Origin of the sequence: Bacillus thuringiensis, from assembly GCF_001182785.1 — a bacterium.
Lineage (GTDB): Bacteria > Bacillota > Bacilli > Bacillales > Bacillaceae_G > Bacillus_A > Bacillus_A thuringiensis_S.
The window spans coordinates 1-15,436 of the sequence record NZ_CP012101.1; the positions used below are offsets into that span (position 1 = coordinate 1).

Consider the following 15,436-nt stretch of genomic DNA (forward strand, 5'->3'; position numbering starts at 1 on the left):
TTTTTTCCGTACCCCATAACTACTGGAGATAGTAATTGGGAGTAGGAAAAACTAAATTACAACCATAAAGCAGTAAAATCAATAACCAGTTCCTTGACTTACAAGGAACTGGTTATTTTGTGTCCAAATTGTGTCTAAACGTACGATTTTCCCGAAATGGTATGGTGAGGCCATGCCCATCAACTTAAGGCTTTTTACTACCCCCAAGTACAAAAAAACGTTATTCTTTCTTACATAATATAAATGAGAAAGGGTGACGTTTTTTTATGAATCTCTCGATTCAAGAGGAGTTACAACCATTTGCGGAAGAATTACAGCGCTATATCACACCCTAATTTTTGGAAGAACTAGCAAGAGATATGAAGTTTATAAAGCGAAAACGCAAGTTTTCAGGATCAGATCTAGCTACCATTTGTATTTGGATCAGCCAAAGGGTAGCCAGTGATCCTTTAGTCAGATTATGTAGCAGGCTTCACGCAGTTACAGTTACAGTTACAGGTACTGTACTTAGCCCAGAGGGCTTAAATAAACGATTTAATGAAAAATCAGTGTTGTTTTTAAAGCATATCTTCTCTTTGTTGTTACAACAAAAAATCTGTGAACAAACTCACATTTCTAGCCAACTTTTTGCGCATTTTAAATGTATTCGCATCATGGATGCCACTATGTTTCAAGTACCCCATACTTTGGAACATATATATCCTGGTTCAGGTGGCTTTGCGCAAACAGCTGGGATCAAAATTCAATTAGGATATGATTTGCATAGTGGGCAATTTCTTAATTTTCAAGTGGGACCTGGAAAAAATAATGATAAAACATTCGGAACAGAATGTTTAGATACGTTACGGCCAGGCGATTTATGTATTCGTGATTTAGGGTATTTTTCATTAGCGGATTTAGATCAAATGGATCAACGGGGTACGTATTATATTTCGCGGTTAAAGTTAAATACAAACGTATATGTAAAAAATCCAGATCCGGAATATTTTAAAAATGGTTCCATTAAAAAACAATCAGAATACATACCAATCAATGTCATACAGATTTTGAATCAACTCCAACCAGGGGAAACGATAGAATATCAGCAAGCTTATATTGGAGATAAACAGCAGTTATTTTCACGTCTCGTTTTTCATCGTTTAACAGCGGCACAATTACAAAAACGCCTAGAGAAAATTGCAGAAAAAGAAAAGTCAAAACACAGAACCTATTCAGAGAAAAGTAAATTAGTAGCGGGATTAAATGTATATGTGACAAATGCACCTTGGGAGTGGGTTCCGATGGAACAAGTACATGAATTGTACACATTACGCTGGCAGATAGAAATTGTTTTTAAAACGTGGAAATCATTATTTGATATAGATCATTGTCGCACTGTCAAACAAGAAAGAATAGAGTGCCATTTATACGGAAAACTGATCGCTATTTTCTTATGTTCTTCTACCATGTTTAAAATGCGTCAACTTTTATTACAGAAGAAGCAAAAAGAATTAAGTGAATATAAAGCAATTGGGATGATTCAAGACCATCTATTTCTCCTCTATCAATCCATACAAAACACCCAAGAGATAACAAAGCTTCTAACCCGCCTGTTCCACCTTCTACAACAAAACGGACGGAAATCTCATCGATATGAGAAGAAAACGGTCTTTGATATGAAGTGAACCCGAATAGTGGTACATGAAAAAAACACCTCCTGAATTCGCATACTAAGTATGCAAATTCAATGGAGGTGTTTTTGGTTTGAAGACAAGAGTTCATTACCCAGAAGAAATAAAGTGGAAAGTGATTGAAATGAAAAAGGATGGATATTCCAATCGGACCATTATGGAGAAGTTTGGAATTAAAAATGTTTCCCAAATTAAGACATGGATGAAGTCGTATCGTACTGGTCAAACGTACCGTTTTCAACAACCTGTAGGAAAGCAATATTCTTATGGAAAAGGGCCAAAAGAGTTAAATGAATTGGAACAGCTACGTTTAGAAAATAAACAGTTAAAAACAAAATTACTGATATGGGGAAAGTATCTGGAAATCGAAAGGAGTTGAACCTGTAAACTGTAGTTACTTTATGGACCGATTTCAAAACAAAACTAACGGTAAAAGAATTGTGTAATGTATTAGAATTACCCCGGTCTACATTTTATCGTTGGTTACAACGAACAGTGGACCTAAGAGATGAGATAGAAGAGAAAATAAAAGATGTTTGTCTTCGGCATAAATTACGATATGGATATCGAAGAGTGACCGCAACTCTTCGGAAAATGGGACTGTGTGTGAATCATAAAAAAGTATTACGAATTATGAGACAAAATCAGATTCTCTCAAAAGTTCGTCGAAAGAAAAAGAAATATATCAGTGGTGCGGAGCCAGTAGTAGCCCCTCATCGATTGGAACGCCAATTCGATGCATCCGCACCAAATGAAAAGTGGTTTACGGATGTGACGTATCTATTATTTGGAGAGCGTACCTTGTATTTATCAACGATTATGGATGCCTTTAATCGTGAAATTATTAGTTATGTCATCAGCGAGTCCCAAGCACTGCCATTAGCAATGAAGACATTAAAACAAGCAATGAGAGGGCGAGAAGTAAAAGATGTCCTTCTTCACTCAGATCAAGGAAGTATTTATACAGCGAAGGAATTTCAAGCATATGCCAAAGAAAATGGCATTATCACCAGCATGTCCCGGAGAGGAAATTGCCATGATAATGCCGTCATGGAAAGCTTCTTTGGTCATTTGAAAAGTGAAGCCTTCTATTCACAAGAGATAACAAAAGTATCCAACACAACTGTGCGAAAGATTGTGCTAGAATACATTCATTACTACAATTGTGTGCGAATTCAAGAAAAATTAAACCACCTATCCCCTAAAGAATTTAGGGAACAAGTGGTTTAGGTGTTTTGATAGGTGTCCCGTTTTCAGGGTTCACTTCAATATCATGGGTGTTATCTATGAGTATAGTGATGCAGCAAGCAAAAGAAAGCTGCATAGTGAAAAAATGAAACCCGTTAGGGTTTATTTTGCATGCTTATTTTTAATAAATCCCCCCATTTGGAGAGATTTCAGGGTTCTGGTGCACAGAATGAACAGAGATTACATAAGACATGGCTTCCTAACGGAATCAGCTCTTATACGTTCAATCCAAACAAGTGCTGGATAAATATATTCTGATTTTTGACAGACTGCTCCCTTAATTTGAGTTGTCCTTTTTTGACCATATGCATGGCCTCTATTCCAGCAATCATTTTTGTAGCGGTTCGTAATGATTTTAATCCAAGCATGTTCCAGATTCGTTTTTTGATAAACCGATGGTCTTGCTCAATCATATTATTTAAATATTTTTTCACTCGAAGTGGCATACCATGTGGTATGCTTTTTTCATTTTTTAATTCCCGTATCGCAAAGGGATAGGCTTTATCACCATCCACAGTTATTACACGAGGTTTTGTGACATGATAAGAAGCCAATGTTTTCTTTAGAAAACGCTTGGCAGCCTGCGCATCTCGTTTATTACTCAAATAAAAATCAAGCGTGCCTCCCTTGGAATCAACAGCACGGTATAAGTACATGTTTTCACCTTTGATTTTGATATATGTTTCATCTACTCTCCAGGAATCATTTGTTCGTTTCAAATGTTTTCGAATACGCTCATTTAATTCAGGTCCATATTGATGAACCCATCGCATAATCGTTGTATGGACCAAGGATAATCCTCTTTCTTCGAACATTTCCACTAAATCACGAAGACTGAGGTTGTACCGTAGGTACCAACGTACCGCTAATACAATGATATCAGGCTGATAATGTTTCCATTTGAATATATTTTCTTTTTCCATACTGATCACACCTCTTTTTAAGTAGTAGTACCAGTATGGCCAAGTTTGAAAGAACATTTTCAAACCGTTTAGCTTTTTTGCACCAGAACCAACAAGACCATAGACATGTAAAAAGACGTTTTGCCAAATCCGTAGGATTTCAAAGCATTCGTCATGATTCACGTACTTTGAAAGGCATTGTAAAACCGTTCATGCTCTATATAATCGAACACGAAGTTTGCAACAACCAAGCTTCGTTTTTTCGACGTACAATGAGTTGCATCAATTACTAACGATTGCATAAAATCCATCTGCAACATACCAACTTTTTATCTCTTAAGAAACTTTGCAACAAAACCAAAAAACTAAACCTTCGTGAATGGACCTGTGCAGAATGCAACAACCATCATGATAGAGATATAAGAGAGTATAAACTTACTAAAATTAGCCGTGTCAGAGGCGGATATTTCCCCATCAGCCCCCGTTTCAAGCGAAGTTAGGTGGCTGCGGTTCGCTCTATTTAATCCAAGTCAAAGGCGGAAGGTGCTATTCTAATTCAAATAGTACGTGAACTATTTTTTCATTAACTTTAATTTTTAAAATTTTTAAGTGGATATTAGAATATTTTTTTAAAACTAGAATAATATATAGGAGAATTATAAAATACGAATGATACAACTAGAAATTATGAACTGTGTTTTGATGACAACTTAGAATCGAAATTTCGAATTTTTATAGAATTAATTGAAAAATTTATATTTGTAACAGGTGAAGTAATAACCTTAAATGACTAAAAGCCGAAAGGGAGGAGAATATTTCATGTTAAGTAAATTAAATAAGGGCGATTTCATTAAAGTATATTCCGCAGGAACATTAGAGGGACAAGGGAATTACATATACACTTTCCAAGATGAAAATTCATCATTTTTATCTTGGAAAAATGATCAAGGTAACGAAGTATTTACCAATATAAGCTCAATTAGTGTAGAAATACTAAAAAGAAGTAACAGCCATAAAATAAGTTTTCATCCTAACCATGATTCAAACTATCCTGATAATTACAACGCTCATCCTAACCATGATTCAAACTATCCTAATAATTACAACGCTCATCCTAACCATGATTCAAACTATCCTGACAATTACAACGCTCATCCTAACCATGATTCAAACTATCCTAATAATTACAACGCTCATCCTAACCATGATTCAAACTATCCTAATAATTACAACGCTCATCCTAACCATGATTCAAACTATCCTAATAATTACAACGCTCATCCTAACTATAATTCAAACTATCCTGATAATAAAAATTCTCACCCTAACCATGATTCAAGATATCCTGACAATTCCAATTCCAACTATCCTGAACAAATATAATCTTAAACAATAATATCAAATGTTACTATCGTCGACTCTGTTGCAAAATTTCTTAACAGATAAAAATTTAGGTTGAATACGATTAAAACGTATGCAATTGTAAGTGATTTTTGTAATTCATTGTAAGTTGAAAAACCGCGGTTTGTTCACAAATTGCGGTTTTGTTTTTAGATAGCATGAATAGTTTCGATTCCTTTCAATGTTCGTGAAGCATGGCGAAGACTTTGAAATCCTGCGGATTTGGAAAACGTCGCTTGAAATGTCTGTGATCCTGTTCTATAAGATTATTCAAGTGCTTGATTGTACAAATGAGTGACATGCTTATAAAAGCTTTGTTCTCTCAATTTATTGAGCGCGCAAAGTAACGCGGGAGCCTTGTCTGTTGTGAGAACCGTTAGTTCTCCAAATGTTTTCATTCGTCTTTTCATAAAGGCATATGCCACTTGATGATCTCATTTTTTGCGGAGGTGAATATCCAATGTGTGTCCATCTTTATCGATTGCTCTATAGAGATAACGCCATTCGCCTTTCATTATGATATAGTATTCTGATTTTGGACAGACTAATCCCGTAAATCAATTTGTTCTTTTTTGACCATAGGCATCGCTTCTACATCACTCAATATAGAGGCCGATGTTTTGTATGATGTAAATCCCAACATAGAGCGTATACGTTTTTTAATAAAACGATGATCTTGTTCTACTATATTGTTTAAATATTTTATCCTTCGGATTTGGGTACCTATGGGTATCTTTTTTTCTTTCTTCAACTGTTCGATGGAAATTGGATAAGCAGGGTTCTTATCAACCGTGATAATACGATGCTTTGAGACATGAAAAGACTGCAAAGCCTTCTTAAAAAAACGATTCGCAGTCTTTTTATCTCTTTTTTTACTATAGATAAAATCAATAATTTTTTCCTGCACAATCAGTATTTCGGAATAAGTACGCCCATTGTCCCTTCACTTTGATATATGTTTCACCGTCTCGCCAAGACTCAATGTTTTTTTAAAATAACTACGCGATTTTCTTATCTCATTCGGATCCATGTTGAAGCACCCAGTGCAAAATAGTTTGCATAAATTTCTAAGAGGTCAAAAGAGCTCAAGCCGTACCGCAGATAGGCAAATTACCGTTAGTAAAATAATATCTGGTTAATAATGTTTACGCTTTAATAGATTTAATTTTTTTATAATGATTGCATCTTTTTAGAGTATTAATACGTTCCAGTTTATAAGGTTTCTTACAGATATTTTGAAGTTTTTACATCGAAACCAATTTTATTGTGTTATTAAAAGATGTCCCTAGATTTCCCTTATCCTTAAATGACCATTTAAGTAAAAAAATATATATTTACTATGTTTCATTAATTTAACAAAACTAATTATCAATGATGATTGCATCAATTTGATCGCAACCGACAATAAATACTGCACCATTATCTTTCACAAATGTTATGATACCGGTCTTCTCATCAAAACTTACAAAGGCATCCACAGAATGGGATTTTCCACTAATAATTAGAGTATCTACATCATCGCCAGATTTTAATTTCTTAAAAAGATTACCTATAGGTGAAGAAAAACTATAATCATCCCTTCTATTACTTTCCTTTTTACGCCTTTCACCATAATCATAAAAGTAATCACGTTTTTCGTCATGTTCATTATCATAAAAGTAATTGCGCTTTTCGCCATGTTCAAAATTACCGTAAAAATAGCTGCCCATTTACGTATCCCACCTTTTCCATTTCCTAAACTTACTATATTCACAGATGAAAAAAATGAGAGTGTATTTATTCATAATATAAAAAATCCACTAATCTCACGGTTTTGAAACGGATTTTTTTAACTAATAAAGAAGTGAAGGAATTACGGATACAGGTTCTGTTGCAAAATTTTCAAAATCAAGATGAATATTCAAAAAATATGGTACAGGGTTTACCGAATGGAGAATTTAAAAAATTCAAACCAGAGAGCAATGTGGTAGCTGTGGACCGTTAATATTATTTCTACTTAGACTAACTTGAATTTTCTAACCTCCTAAAAGGGCGGGGGTATGGTATTCAGCCAAAACGATTATGCTTTGAGTTTATTTATGGATATAGCGATTGGAGTTATTGAATAAACATAAATTTCAAGTGTACTTTTGAAACCAGACGAGATTATATTAAAAGCGGAATGAAGTATATTACACAATAATGCTACAGGGTTTCAGGATCTTCGTCATGCTTCACGTACCTTACAAGAGATAGAAACTATTCATAATTTATACAAAGATACTTAATTAAACTCTTTCCATTTCGATAAAATCTCGGCTAGATCTTTCTATATAAAAAACTATTATCTAGGCGACTAACTAGATCGATAGTTAATCTTTAGCATATAAAAGACTAAGGGATGTAAAAAGGAGGTCGTTTATGAAAATCCGAAGGGCGATTATCCCGGCCGCAGGCCTCGGGACTAGATTTTTGCCTGCAACAAAAGCTCAGGCCAAGGAGATGCTGCCAATTGTTGATAAACCTACGATTCAATATATTGTAGAAGAAGCCGTAGCTTCAGGGATAGAGGAAATTATTATCATAATAGGTAGAGGGAAAAGATCAATAGAGGATCACTTTGATAAATCATATGAGTTAGAAGATGCACTTTTAAAAAAAGAAAAACTAGATGTTTTAAAGGAAGTTCAGCAAATATCTAGTTTAGCAACAATTTATTATGTTCGTCAAAAGGAACCGAAAGGGCTAGGGCACGCAATACTCTGCGCGCAAAGCTTTATTGGAAATGAACCTTTTGCTGTTTTATTAGGGGATGACATCGTTATGTCTGAAACGCCCTGTCTGAAGCAGATTATCGATGTTTTTGAGTATTGCAATAGCTCCGTCGTGGCCGTTCAGAGCGTACCAGAAAAGGATGTCAGTAAATATGGAATTGTTAAGCCAAAAGGGACGATGATTCAACCTAACCTTTTTAGTGTCGATTGTTTAGTGGAAAAACCCAAAAAGGAAATGGCTCCTTCCAGATATGCAATAATGGGGCGTTATGTCCTAAGACCTGAAATTTTTAAAATTCTAACAAAACTCCCAGTAGATCAAGCTAGTAATGAATTACAATTAACAGATGCTATAAATGAGTTGAATAAGGAGCAAGCTGTATTAGCATATAATTTTGAGGGGAATCGATATGATATTGGTGATAAAGTTGGATTTATAAAGGCAACAATAGACTTTGCTTTGCATAGGGATGATATAAGAAATGAAGTTCTTGCATATTTAAAGGACATAAACACACAAGAAAAACTTTAAATTACAAAGGAAGAGTTTGAATAATATGAAAATAACTATTTTGGGTACAGGGTATGTCGGTCTATCTACGGGGATTTGTTTGTCAGAAATAGGGCATAGTGTCATTTGTATCGATACAGATGAGCAAAAAATTAAGAGCTTGAATCAAGGGATTTCTCCAATATATGAACCAGGTCTGGAGATTTTACTTACTCAAAATGCTGCAGCTGGAAGATTGCAATTTACAACATCTCATCGAGAAGCATTAAATGGTGCTGAGATTATCATCATTGCCGTAGGAACACCACAAATGGAAGACGGGAGAGCAGATTTATCTTATCTTGAGCAAGCTGCAAAGGATATTGCTGCAAACCTAGTACAGAATGCTGTAATTGTATTAAAAAGTACAGTACCTGTGGGTACGAATGAGCTTATTAAAAAAATTATGGTGGATATATGTAACGAAAATGTGACCCTTGAAATGGTTTCAAACCCTGAGTTCTTAAGGCAAGGATCCGCCATTATGGATACGCTGAAACCAGATCGAATTATAATTGGATCTGAAAATGAAGAAGTGGCAAAAAGAGTACAAGAAATGTATCTTCCATTGAATGCCCCATTTTTATTAACAAGTATTAAAAGCGCAGAGATGATTAAGTACGCATCTAATGCTTATTTAGCTACTAAGATTAGTTTTATCAATGAAATTGCCAATTTATGCGAGGTAATAGGAGCAGATGTTAAAGACGTAGTAAAGGGAATGGGAAAAGATAAAAGGATTGGAGAAGCCTTTTTACAACCTGGTATTGGTTATGGCGGATCTTGTTTTCCAAAGGATGTTAAAGCTTTGCTTCATACCGCTAAGTTACACGGAATATCTTTTTCCCTGTTAAAAGAAACAGTAGCCATTAATGATTTTCAGCAGGAGCTTCTTGTAACGAAAGCAATAAATCGCTTGAAGGATTTAAAAGGGAAAAAGATTACGATACTGGGGCTTGCTTTCAAACCAGAGACAGACGATATGAGGGAAGCACCATCAATCAAAATTGCACATTTATTAGTCAAACTAGGGGCAGAAGTAGTAGCTTATGATCCAGCTGCAATTGATAATGCAAAAAAAATACTAGGGGATACAATCAAGTTTGCCACTTCAATTCTTGAAGCGACAGTCGATGCAGATGCAATATTTATTGTCACGGAATGGAATGAGTTTAGATGTTTAGAATTTGAGGAATTGATAAAAATAATGAGACAACCGATTATTTTTGATGGAAGAAATTGTATTGAAGAAAATCTAATCCGTGCCTGTAAAAAGATTGAATATTATCCAATAGGAAGACCAGCAATACTTATTTAAATGAATTGAACTACTCACCACTAAACGTCCTAACGGTGGCAGATTCCTAAGTATATAAACCTGACGATCTCTAATTGATTAGGCTATCCCTGTAGTTCCTATGGTTAGAGGGCGAATCACTTCGTTTCTAAACTTCATTCCTACGTTAATATCCCAATTATGATGTATGTCGAAAGAAAAGCCTTTCCACTCACAAAGCTTGAGATTTTTAACATATATATTTTGGTGACCACAATCCGAGCATAGCTGATTGGCAGCAAACATTTCAGATACAACCACAACTTGCTATATATTCCAATAGATTACGGAATCTCTACCGATATATCCCACTAATCATTTTGGGGGATTTACCATTTTGAGCATATTACTTATAGATTCTCAATACCAATTACATCTTGATTTTTAATGATTTCGGTAGAGATTTTATCCAGTAATTCTTTCTTGCATTTGTAATATAATCATAGATTCTTGCTACCTTTATACGTTGTTTATTCCAGTTCGAAGGGCCTTTCTTTCTTCTGCAAAGGATATTAACTTTTTTAATTTCTGGAATAATGTAGGTTCTTTATATGGAGTTCTATATAAAATAATAGCAAAATCCTTTCATTCCATATTAAGCTCAACAAAAAATTCTGTTTTCGGTAGCTTTTTCTTCTATCTCATTAACTAAGAGACAAAGTATTTACCATTTGAATTCCGTCTAGTAGTAGCACTTAAAATACAGTACCTTTACCTCAAGGTCCTTTGCAGACTTAACAAGTCCAATTTTAGGTAGTTTTATTCGATTGCCTATCACAGCAAGATCTCCATATGTTTATTGTGCTTGGACTTGGATCCTGGGGGATTGTTCTATTTCTTAAAAAAGTGTGAAAAAACATCAGCTAGTTGTTTTAATGTGGGTTAAAGCGCAATATTATCTAAATTTTTTAGCCACATCTTATTATCCTTTTTTTAATCTGATGAGATTGGAAGAGTAATAATGATAGGTTAATCCATTCCCTGTTTCTTTGTAAGTATTGTTCCACGTAGCGAGAGAGTGATTTATACAAGACGACTGCACCCATTCGTTTTCGCAAGCAAAGCATGTTGTTCTTGATACGGGTAGCTACGCAATTTATACGCTTCTTTGATTAACATGAATTGTACCTTACTCTATTGTATGGTCTCTATATCATACAAAGAATGTAGTCTTACGCCTACCGACATTCATATCCCACCTAAAATGATCATTTGATACCGCCGCCTTTTTGAAGATGGAGTCTTCTGTCGGCAAACATGTAAATGAAAGCATTCTGACTAAAGTTGATTGAAGAAATTTTCTATACAAGTATAATCCAACAGTTTCCCTCTAATACTTTGCAACAGAACCAGAAATTTATTGCCATTTAGTCCAGGTACGCATAAAAAATCGTACATAATATACATGAAAAGACTCAAAAATTTGCTTACTATAATTGAAGGGAGAACATTTGATTGCATACAACTTTACATTTGAATTTAAGGGTCGATCCGACCCAATACATCTCGCAGATTAGAGAAATTCCTAATTATAATTACATCCATATGGTACGACAACCACAATATATGGTAGATCTTTCTCTTTTGAATGAGAAAGTTCATTATTTTAGTGATATTTTCTCTCCAAAAGAATATGTAAAAAAAAATAATATCTCACTCTTACATGCTCATCATGGTCAATTAGGGATGTTATTATTTCCTTTTAAAATTGAAACAAACCTTCCATTGGTAACAAGTATTCGAGGAAGAGATGCGACGCTAGCTAATCAGCCTATTGGTTATCTTGAGAACATGAAAATGCTTTTTGATCAAGGGGAACGTTTTTTTCCAGTATGCCAGTATTTAGCTGATAGGCTAATTGCTTGGGGCTGTCCTCCAGAAAAAATTAGGGTGTTGTATGGTGGTGTTGACCTTAACCAATACAATTATCAAACTCTCCAGAAAGAGGGATCCCAAAACATTTTATCTGTTGGTAGATTAGTAGAAAAAAAAGGACACCACATCTTAATGAAAGCGTTTAAAAAGATCCAAGGTGAATTTCCAAAAGCTACCCTTACAATTATTGGGAGAGGAGAACTAGAAGAATATATAAAGTCCTTGGCAATTCAACTTAACTTAGGAAACTCTTTTCGTTTATTAAATCACCTACCTAAAGATCAAGTACGAGAACAAATGACCAATGCAGATATATTTTGCGCAGCTAGCTTAGAAGCCTCTAATGGAGATATAGAAGGTATACCTAATACATTAAAAGAAGCTATGGCGCTTGGGGTACCCGTGATCTCGACTGATCATGCTGGCATCCCTGAATTAATAACAAATAATAAAGAAGGCGTATTAGTACAAGAAAATAATGTAGATAAGTTGGCAAATGGTCTTGAATTTATGCTAAATAATAGAGATATATGGAAATCATATACATTAGCGGCTCGTAAAAAAATCGAACAAAGCTTTAGCCTCGTTCAACAGCTTCAACAGCAAGCTGACTTTTATGATGAACTAGTAGGTCCTTATAAAAAGTATAAAAAAGATTCAATATTACCTCGTAAAAAAAACAAAAAAATAACTAGCAATTATATTCAGCAGCTTCAACATCAGCCTAGAGATGAAGAAACAGTAGTTTCTCGTAAAAAAGATAAAGAACCACAAAAAATCCAAAACGTGAAAAAAGCTCTTAATTATATTCAGCAGCTTCAACATCAGCCTAGAGATGAAGAAACAGTAGTCTCTCGTAAAAAAGATAAAAAACCACAAAGAGCCCAAAATGTGAAAAAAGCTATTGGTTATATCCAACAGCTTCAATAGCAAGTGAAAGATGCGAGATTAGGAGGATAATCATGAAGGATTTCAAAGCAATTACTGTAGCCAAAGGTAAAAAAACTTTAGAAATTCACAATCCCACTACCTATCCACTGATAGGTATGGGAACTCAAGGTGCTGTATTTAAAATTGCAGAGGATAAATGTGTGAAAGTTTATTCAGACCCAGCACAAGCAAAAATAGAGGGGAAGGTCATTAAAGATGGAAAAAATTTCCCCTTTATGCCTGTAGTATATGATACTGGATCAAACTATATAGTCATGGAATATTTTAATGCTCCAACCTTAAAAGAATACCTTAAAGATTGTATGTATATGCCCAGTTTTATAGTAGAGAAACTTCTATCTATATTAAAGGAATTAAAACAAACAAAATTCACCATGGTAGACGCCTCTCTACACAATATTTTTGTAGTTGACAATGATGAACTTAAGGTGATTGGCCATGAGAATTCCTTCAAAAAAAAATACCCTGTGCCACAAAAATTATTAAGAGATTTAAAAACAATCCTGTTAAAGGACTCATTCTTAGCTCAGGTGAAAAATCTTGAACCGGATACTTTTAATGAGTGGAATAAATATTTAAATCGTAAAAATTTGGACTTTAGAAACATTGACGTCCTCCACGGAGGTCCAGGGAATGGTGTGAAAATAGATAGTACAATTACACAAGCACTAATTGGGAAAGGGCATCAAGGAGCTGTTTATAGGGTGTCTGAAGACCAATGCGTAAAGATATACGGGAAAACTGAACATGCAAATCGAGAAAAAAATGTTCTTTTATCAAGTCAACATTTGTCTTTTATCCCAAAAGTATTTGAAACCGGACCAAATTATGTTTTAATGGAATATCTTTCAGGACCAGATTTAAATACTTTTCTGAAAAAACAATCTGTATTTTCTGAAGACATAACAAGGCGATTACTCTATATATTAAAAAAGATGAAAAAATCAGGTTTCAAAAAAATCGATGCCCCATTACGACATATTATTGTAACCAATAATGGTTTTAAATTAGTCGATCATGTGTATTCATTTTCACATGATCAAAAAATACCCCTCGAATTATTTAGAAACCTAGGCGAAAGAAACTTTTTAGATACTTTTCTAGAACAAGTGAAAGCAATAGATCCTAAAATATACGCTAAATGGACGAAAGACAAAACTATCTATTAAATGATAATACACTTATAGAGCTAAGAATAGTTATAATTTTCTTGCAAATAAATAAAAAAATCAATCTTCTCAGAGAGAATGAAATTTCTGGTTGTTTTTTTCTAAAGTCCAACATAATGAACATGCTTTGTTTCTGTAAAATATTGAGAATAGCAGTGTGTGAATACAACTGAATATTCGGTATTTCAGAGAGCCTAAAAATTCTATTGAATAGAAAGGATCGGAATTAATACTATGAAAATCTTGGTGACAGGGGCGGGAGGTTTTATTGGTTTCCACCTATCAAAACGTTTGTTGGCTCAAGATATCAATGTTATAGGTGTAGATAGTTTAAATGATTATTATGATATTTTTTTAAAGAAAGATCGTCTTAAGATATTGAAAGAAAACGATAATTTCGAATTCCATAAAATGGATATATCAAATAAAAAAAAATTAAATAAAATATTTACAGAAAGAAAGATTAATATAGTCATTAATTTAGCCGCTCAAGCGGGAGTGCGTTATAGTATTGATAACCCAGATTCTTACATTAATGCCAATTTAGTTGGGTTTGTAAACATTTTAGAGGCATGCCGAAAATATAATGTAGAGCACTTAATTTATGCATCCTCAAGTTCTGTTTACGGAGCTAATACTAATATTCCTTTTTCAACAAAAGACTCAGTAAATCATCCAGTAAGTTTATATGCTGCTACAAAAAAGTCTAATGAACTGTTGGCTCATACTTATAGTCATTTATTTAATATACCAACCACTGGACTTAGATTCTTTACTGTATATGGTCCGTGGGGGAGACCTGATATGGCTTATTACTCATTTACTCGAAATATTATTGAAGAGAATACAATTAAGGTTTTTAATAACGGAGATATGAAAAGAGATTTTACTTATATTGATGATATTGTTGAGGCAATAATTCGATTACTTGATAATGCACCAATATATAACGGAAGATGGGATACAGCTAATCCTGATCCAAGTTCAAGCTTTGCCCCGTACAAAATCTATAACATTGGTAACAATAATCCTATTAAATTAATGGATTTTATTAACATATTAGAAAAATTAATTGGAAAAAAGGCGAAAATAGAGTTTTTACCTCTACAACCGGGCGATGTTAAGGAGACATATGCAGATATCTCCGATTTGCAGGCTGATGTAGGCTTCTATCCTTCAACAACAATAACAGATGGTTTAACTCAGTTTGTAAATTGGTACAATAAGTACTATGTAAAATGAAGTTCTGTTGAAAAGTTTGTTCATGTTTAACCACGAACAAACTAAAAAATGGAGCTGCCAGAGACAGCCTCCTTTTAAAAGTTATTCATTTTTATGATTACATTATTTTTTGAATTTGAAGTGATTGCAAACTTGTAAAATGTAGATTTTTCTCTCCATCTATCCATTTGACAAATGAATAATCCATCGCTAAAAAATTTCCCCATTTTTTTAACAAATAACCATATGAATACACTTTAATGGGATCTCCAACTTTTACTTTCCATTTTTGATATACGGCATGCCGTTTACAACGATTACATTCACATACCCTTTGTTGTATCACCTTTAAAAACCTCC

At 34.1% G+C, this 15,436-nt stretch carries 9 protein-coding genes and 6 pseudogenes; 9 read left to right on the forward strand and 6 right to left on the reverse strand.

Annotated features, from left to right (window positions below; translation table 11 throughout):
• Window positions 1–266: 266 nt before the first annotated feature.
• Together AC241_RS29540 and AC241_RS29550 are read left to right on the forward strand one after the other, a co-directional pair.
• Window positions 267–1,664: pseudogene (locus AC241_RS29540) on the forward strand (IS4 family transposase).
• A gap of 79 nt (window positions 1,665–1,743) precedes the next feature.
• Window positions 1,744–2,900: pseudogene (locus tag AC241_RS29550) on the forward strand (IS3 family transposase).
• A 233-nt stretch (window positions 2,901–3,133) separates the two neighbouring features.
• On the opposite strand, the gene AC241_RS29555 reads toward AC241_RS29550, so the two are convergent.
• On the reverse strand, window positions 3,134–3,841 hold the full coding sequence (locus tag AC241_RS29555; protein ID WP_050845400.1) for an IS6 family transposase: 708 nt from the start codon (window positions 3,839–3,841) through the stop codon (window positions 3,134–3,136).
• 89 nt (window positions 3,842–3,930) lie between these two features.
• Between AC241_RS29555 and AC241_RS33795 the strand changes: the two are divergent.
• Window positions 3,931–4,124 (forward strand): annotated as a pseudogene (locus AC241_RS33795) (IS6 family transposase); the annotation flags it as partial.
• 515 nt (window positions 4,125–4,639) lie between these two features.
• A complete protein-coding gene (locus AC241_RS29560) occupies window positions 4,640–5,203 on the forward strand; it encodes a hypothetical protein (protein WP_050845401.1) in 564 nt (187 codons plus the stop codon).
• A 146-nt stretch (window positions 5,204–5,349) separates the two neighbouring features.
• Here the strand turns inward: AC241_RS29560 and AC241_RS29565 are convergent.
• The 3 genes and pseudogenes from AC241_RS29565 to AC241_RS29575 all read right to left on the reverse strand — a co-directional run.
• Window positions 5,350–5,751: pseudogene (locus AC241_RS29565) on the reverse strand (IS6 family transposase); the annotation flags it as partial.
• 14 nt (window positions 5,752–5,765) lie between these two features.
• A pseudogene (locus tag AC241_RS33800) lies at window positions 5,766–6,350 on the reverse strand (IS6 family transposase).
• A 232-nt stretch (window positions 6,351–6,582) separates the two neighbouring features.
• Window positions 6,583–6,930: a hypothetical protein gene (locus AC241_RS29575; RefSeq protein ID WP_050845402.1), complete on the reverse strand. Its 348-nt coding sequence runs from the start codon at window positions 6,928–6,930 to the stop codon at window positions 6,583–6,585.
• A 691-nt stretch (window positions 6,931–7,621) separates the two neighbouring features.
• On the opposite strand from AC241_RS29575, the gene galU reads away from it, so the two are divergent.
• Together galU and AC241_RS29585 are read left to right on the forward strand one after the other, a co-directional pair.
• Window positions 7,622–8,506 (forward strand): UTP--glucose-1-phosphate uridylyltransferase GalU, encoded by an 885-nt coding sequence (galU, locus tag AC241_RS29580; RefSeq protein ID WP_050845403.1) that lies wholly within the window; start codon window positions 7,622–7,624, stop codon window positions 8,504–8,506.
• Between the two features lie 25 nt (window positions 8,507–8,531).
• Window positions 8,532–9,842 carry a UDP-glucose dehydrogenase family protein gene (locus AC241_RS29585; protein WP_050845404.1) on the forward strand — a complete coding sequence of 437 codons (1,311 nt, stop codon included), beginning with the start codon at window positions 8,532–8,534 and terminating at the stop codon, window positions 9,840–9,842.
• Between the two features lie 78 nt (window positions 9,843–9,920).
• Here the strand turns inward: AC241_RS29585 and AC241_RS29590 are convergent.
• A pseudogene (locus AC241_RS29590) lies at window positions 9,921–10,979 on the reverse strand (RNA-guided endonuclease TnpB family protein).
• Between the two features lie 426 nt (window positions 10,980–11,405).
• On the opposite strand from AC241_RS29590, the gene AC241_RS29595 reads away from it, so the two are divergent.
• From AC241_RS29595 to AC241_RS29605, 3 genes are all read left to right on the forward strand, one after another.
• Window positions 11,406–12,665, forward strand: a complete 1,260-nt coding sequence (locus AC241_RS29595; RefSeq protein WP_230690639.1) for a glycosyltransferase — start codon at window positions 11,406–11,408, stop codon at window positions 12,663–12,665.
• 32 nt (window positions 12,666–12,697) lie between these two features.
• Window positions 12,698–13,855 carry a hypothetical protein gene (locus AC241_RS29600; protein ID WP_050845405.1) on the forward strand — a complete coding sequence of 386 codons (1,158 nt, stop codon included), beginning with the start codon at window positions 12,698–12,700 and terminating at the stop codon, window positions 13,853–13,855.
• Between the two features lie 234 nt (window positions 13,856–14,089).
• The gene (locus AC241_RS29605) at window positions 14,090–15,097 is read left to right on the forward strand and encodes an NAD-dependent epimerase (protein WP_050845406.1); all 1,008 of its coding nucleotides are present in this window, start codon (window positions 14,090–14,092) and stop codon (window positions 15,095–15,097) included.
• A gap of 97 nt (window positions 15,098–15,194) precedes the next feature.
• On the opposite strand, the gene AC241_RS29610 is transcribed toward AC241_RS29605, so the two are convergent.
• Window positions 15,195–15,422, reverse strand: coding sequence for a hypothetical protein (locus AC241_RS29610; protein ID WP_050845407.1), 228 nt, complete (start codon window positions 15,420–15,422; stop codon window positions 15,195–15,197).
• Window positions 15,423–15,436: the final 14 nt, after the last annotated feature.

Coding starts and splice junctions, on each gene's coding strand:
- AC241_RS29555 (WP_050845400.1), bottom strand. CDS start 3,841: ATGGAAAAAGAAAATATATTCAAATGGAAACATTATCAGCCTGATATC.
- AC241_RS29560 (WP_050845401.1), top strand. CDS start 4,640: ATGTTAAGTAAATTAAATAAGGGCGATTTCATTAAAGTATATTCCGCA.
- AC241_RS29575 (WP_050845402.1), bottom strand. CDS start 6,930: ATGGGCAGCTATTTTTACGGTAATTTTGAACATGGCGAAAAGCGCAAT.
- galU (WP_050845403.1), top strand. CDS start 7,622: ATGAAAATCCGAAGGGCGATTATCCCGGCCGCAGGCCTCGGGACTAGA.
- AC241_RS29585 (WP_050845404.1), top strand. CDS start 8,532: ATGAAAATAACTATTTTGGGTACAGGGTATGTCGGTCTATCTACGGGG.
- AC241_RS29595 (WP_230690639.1), top strand. CDS start 11,406: ATGGTACGACAACCACAATATATGGTAGATCTTTCTCTTTTGAATGAG.
- AC241_RS29600 (WP_050845405.1), top strand. CDS start 12,698: ATGAAGGATTTCAAAGCAATTACTGTAGCCAAAGGTAAAAAAACTTTA.
- AC241_RS29605 (WP_050845406.1), top strand. CDS start 14,090: ATGAAAATCTTGGTGACAGGGGCGGGAGGTTTTATTGGTTTCCACCTA.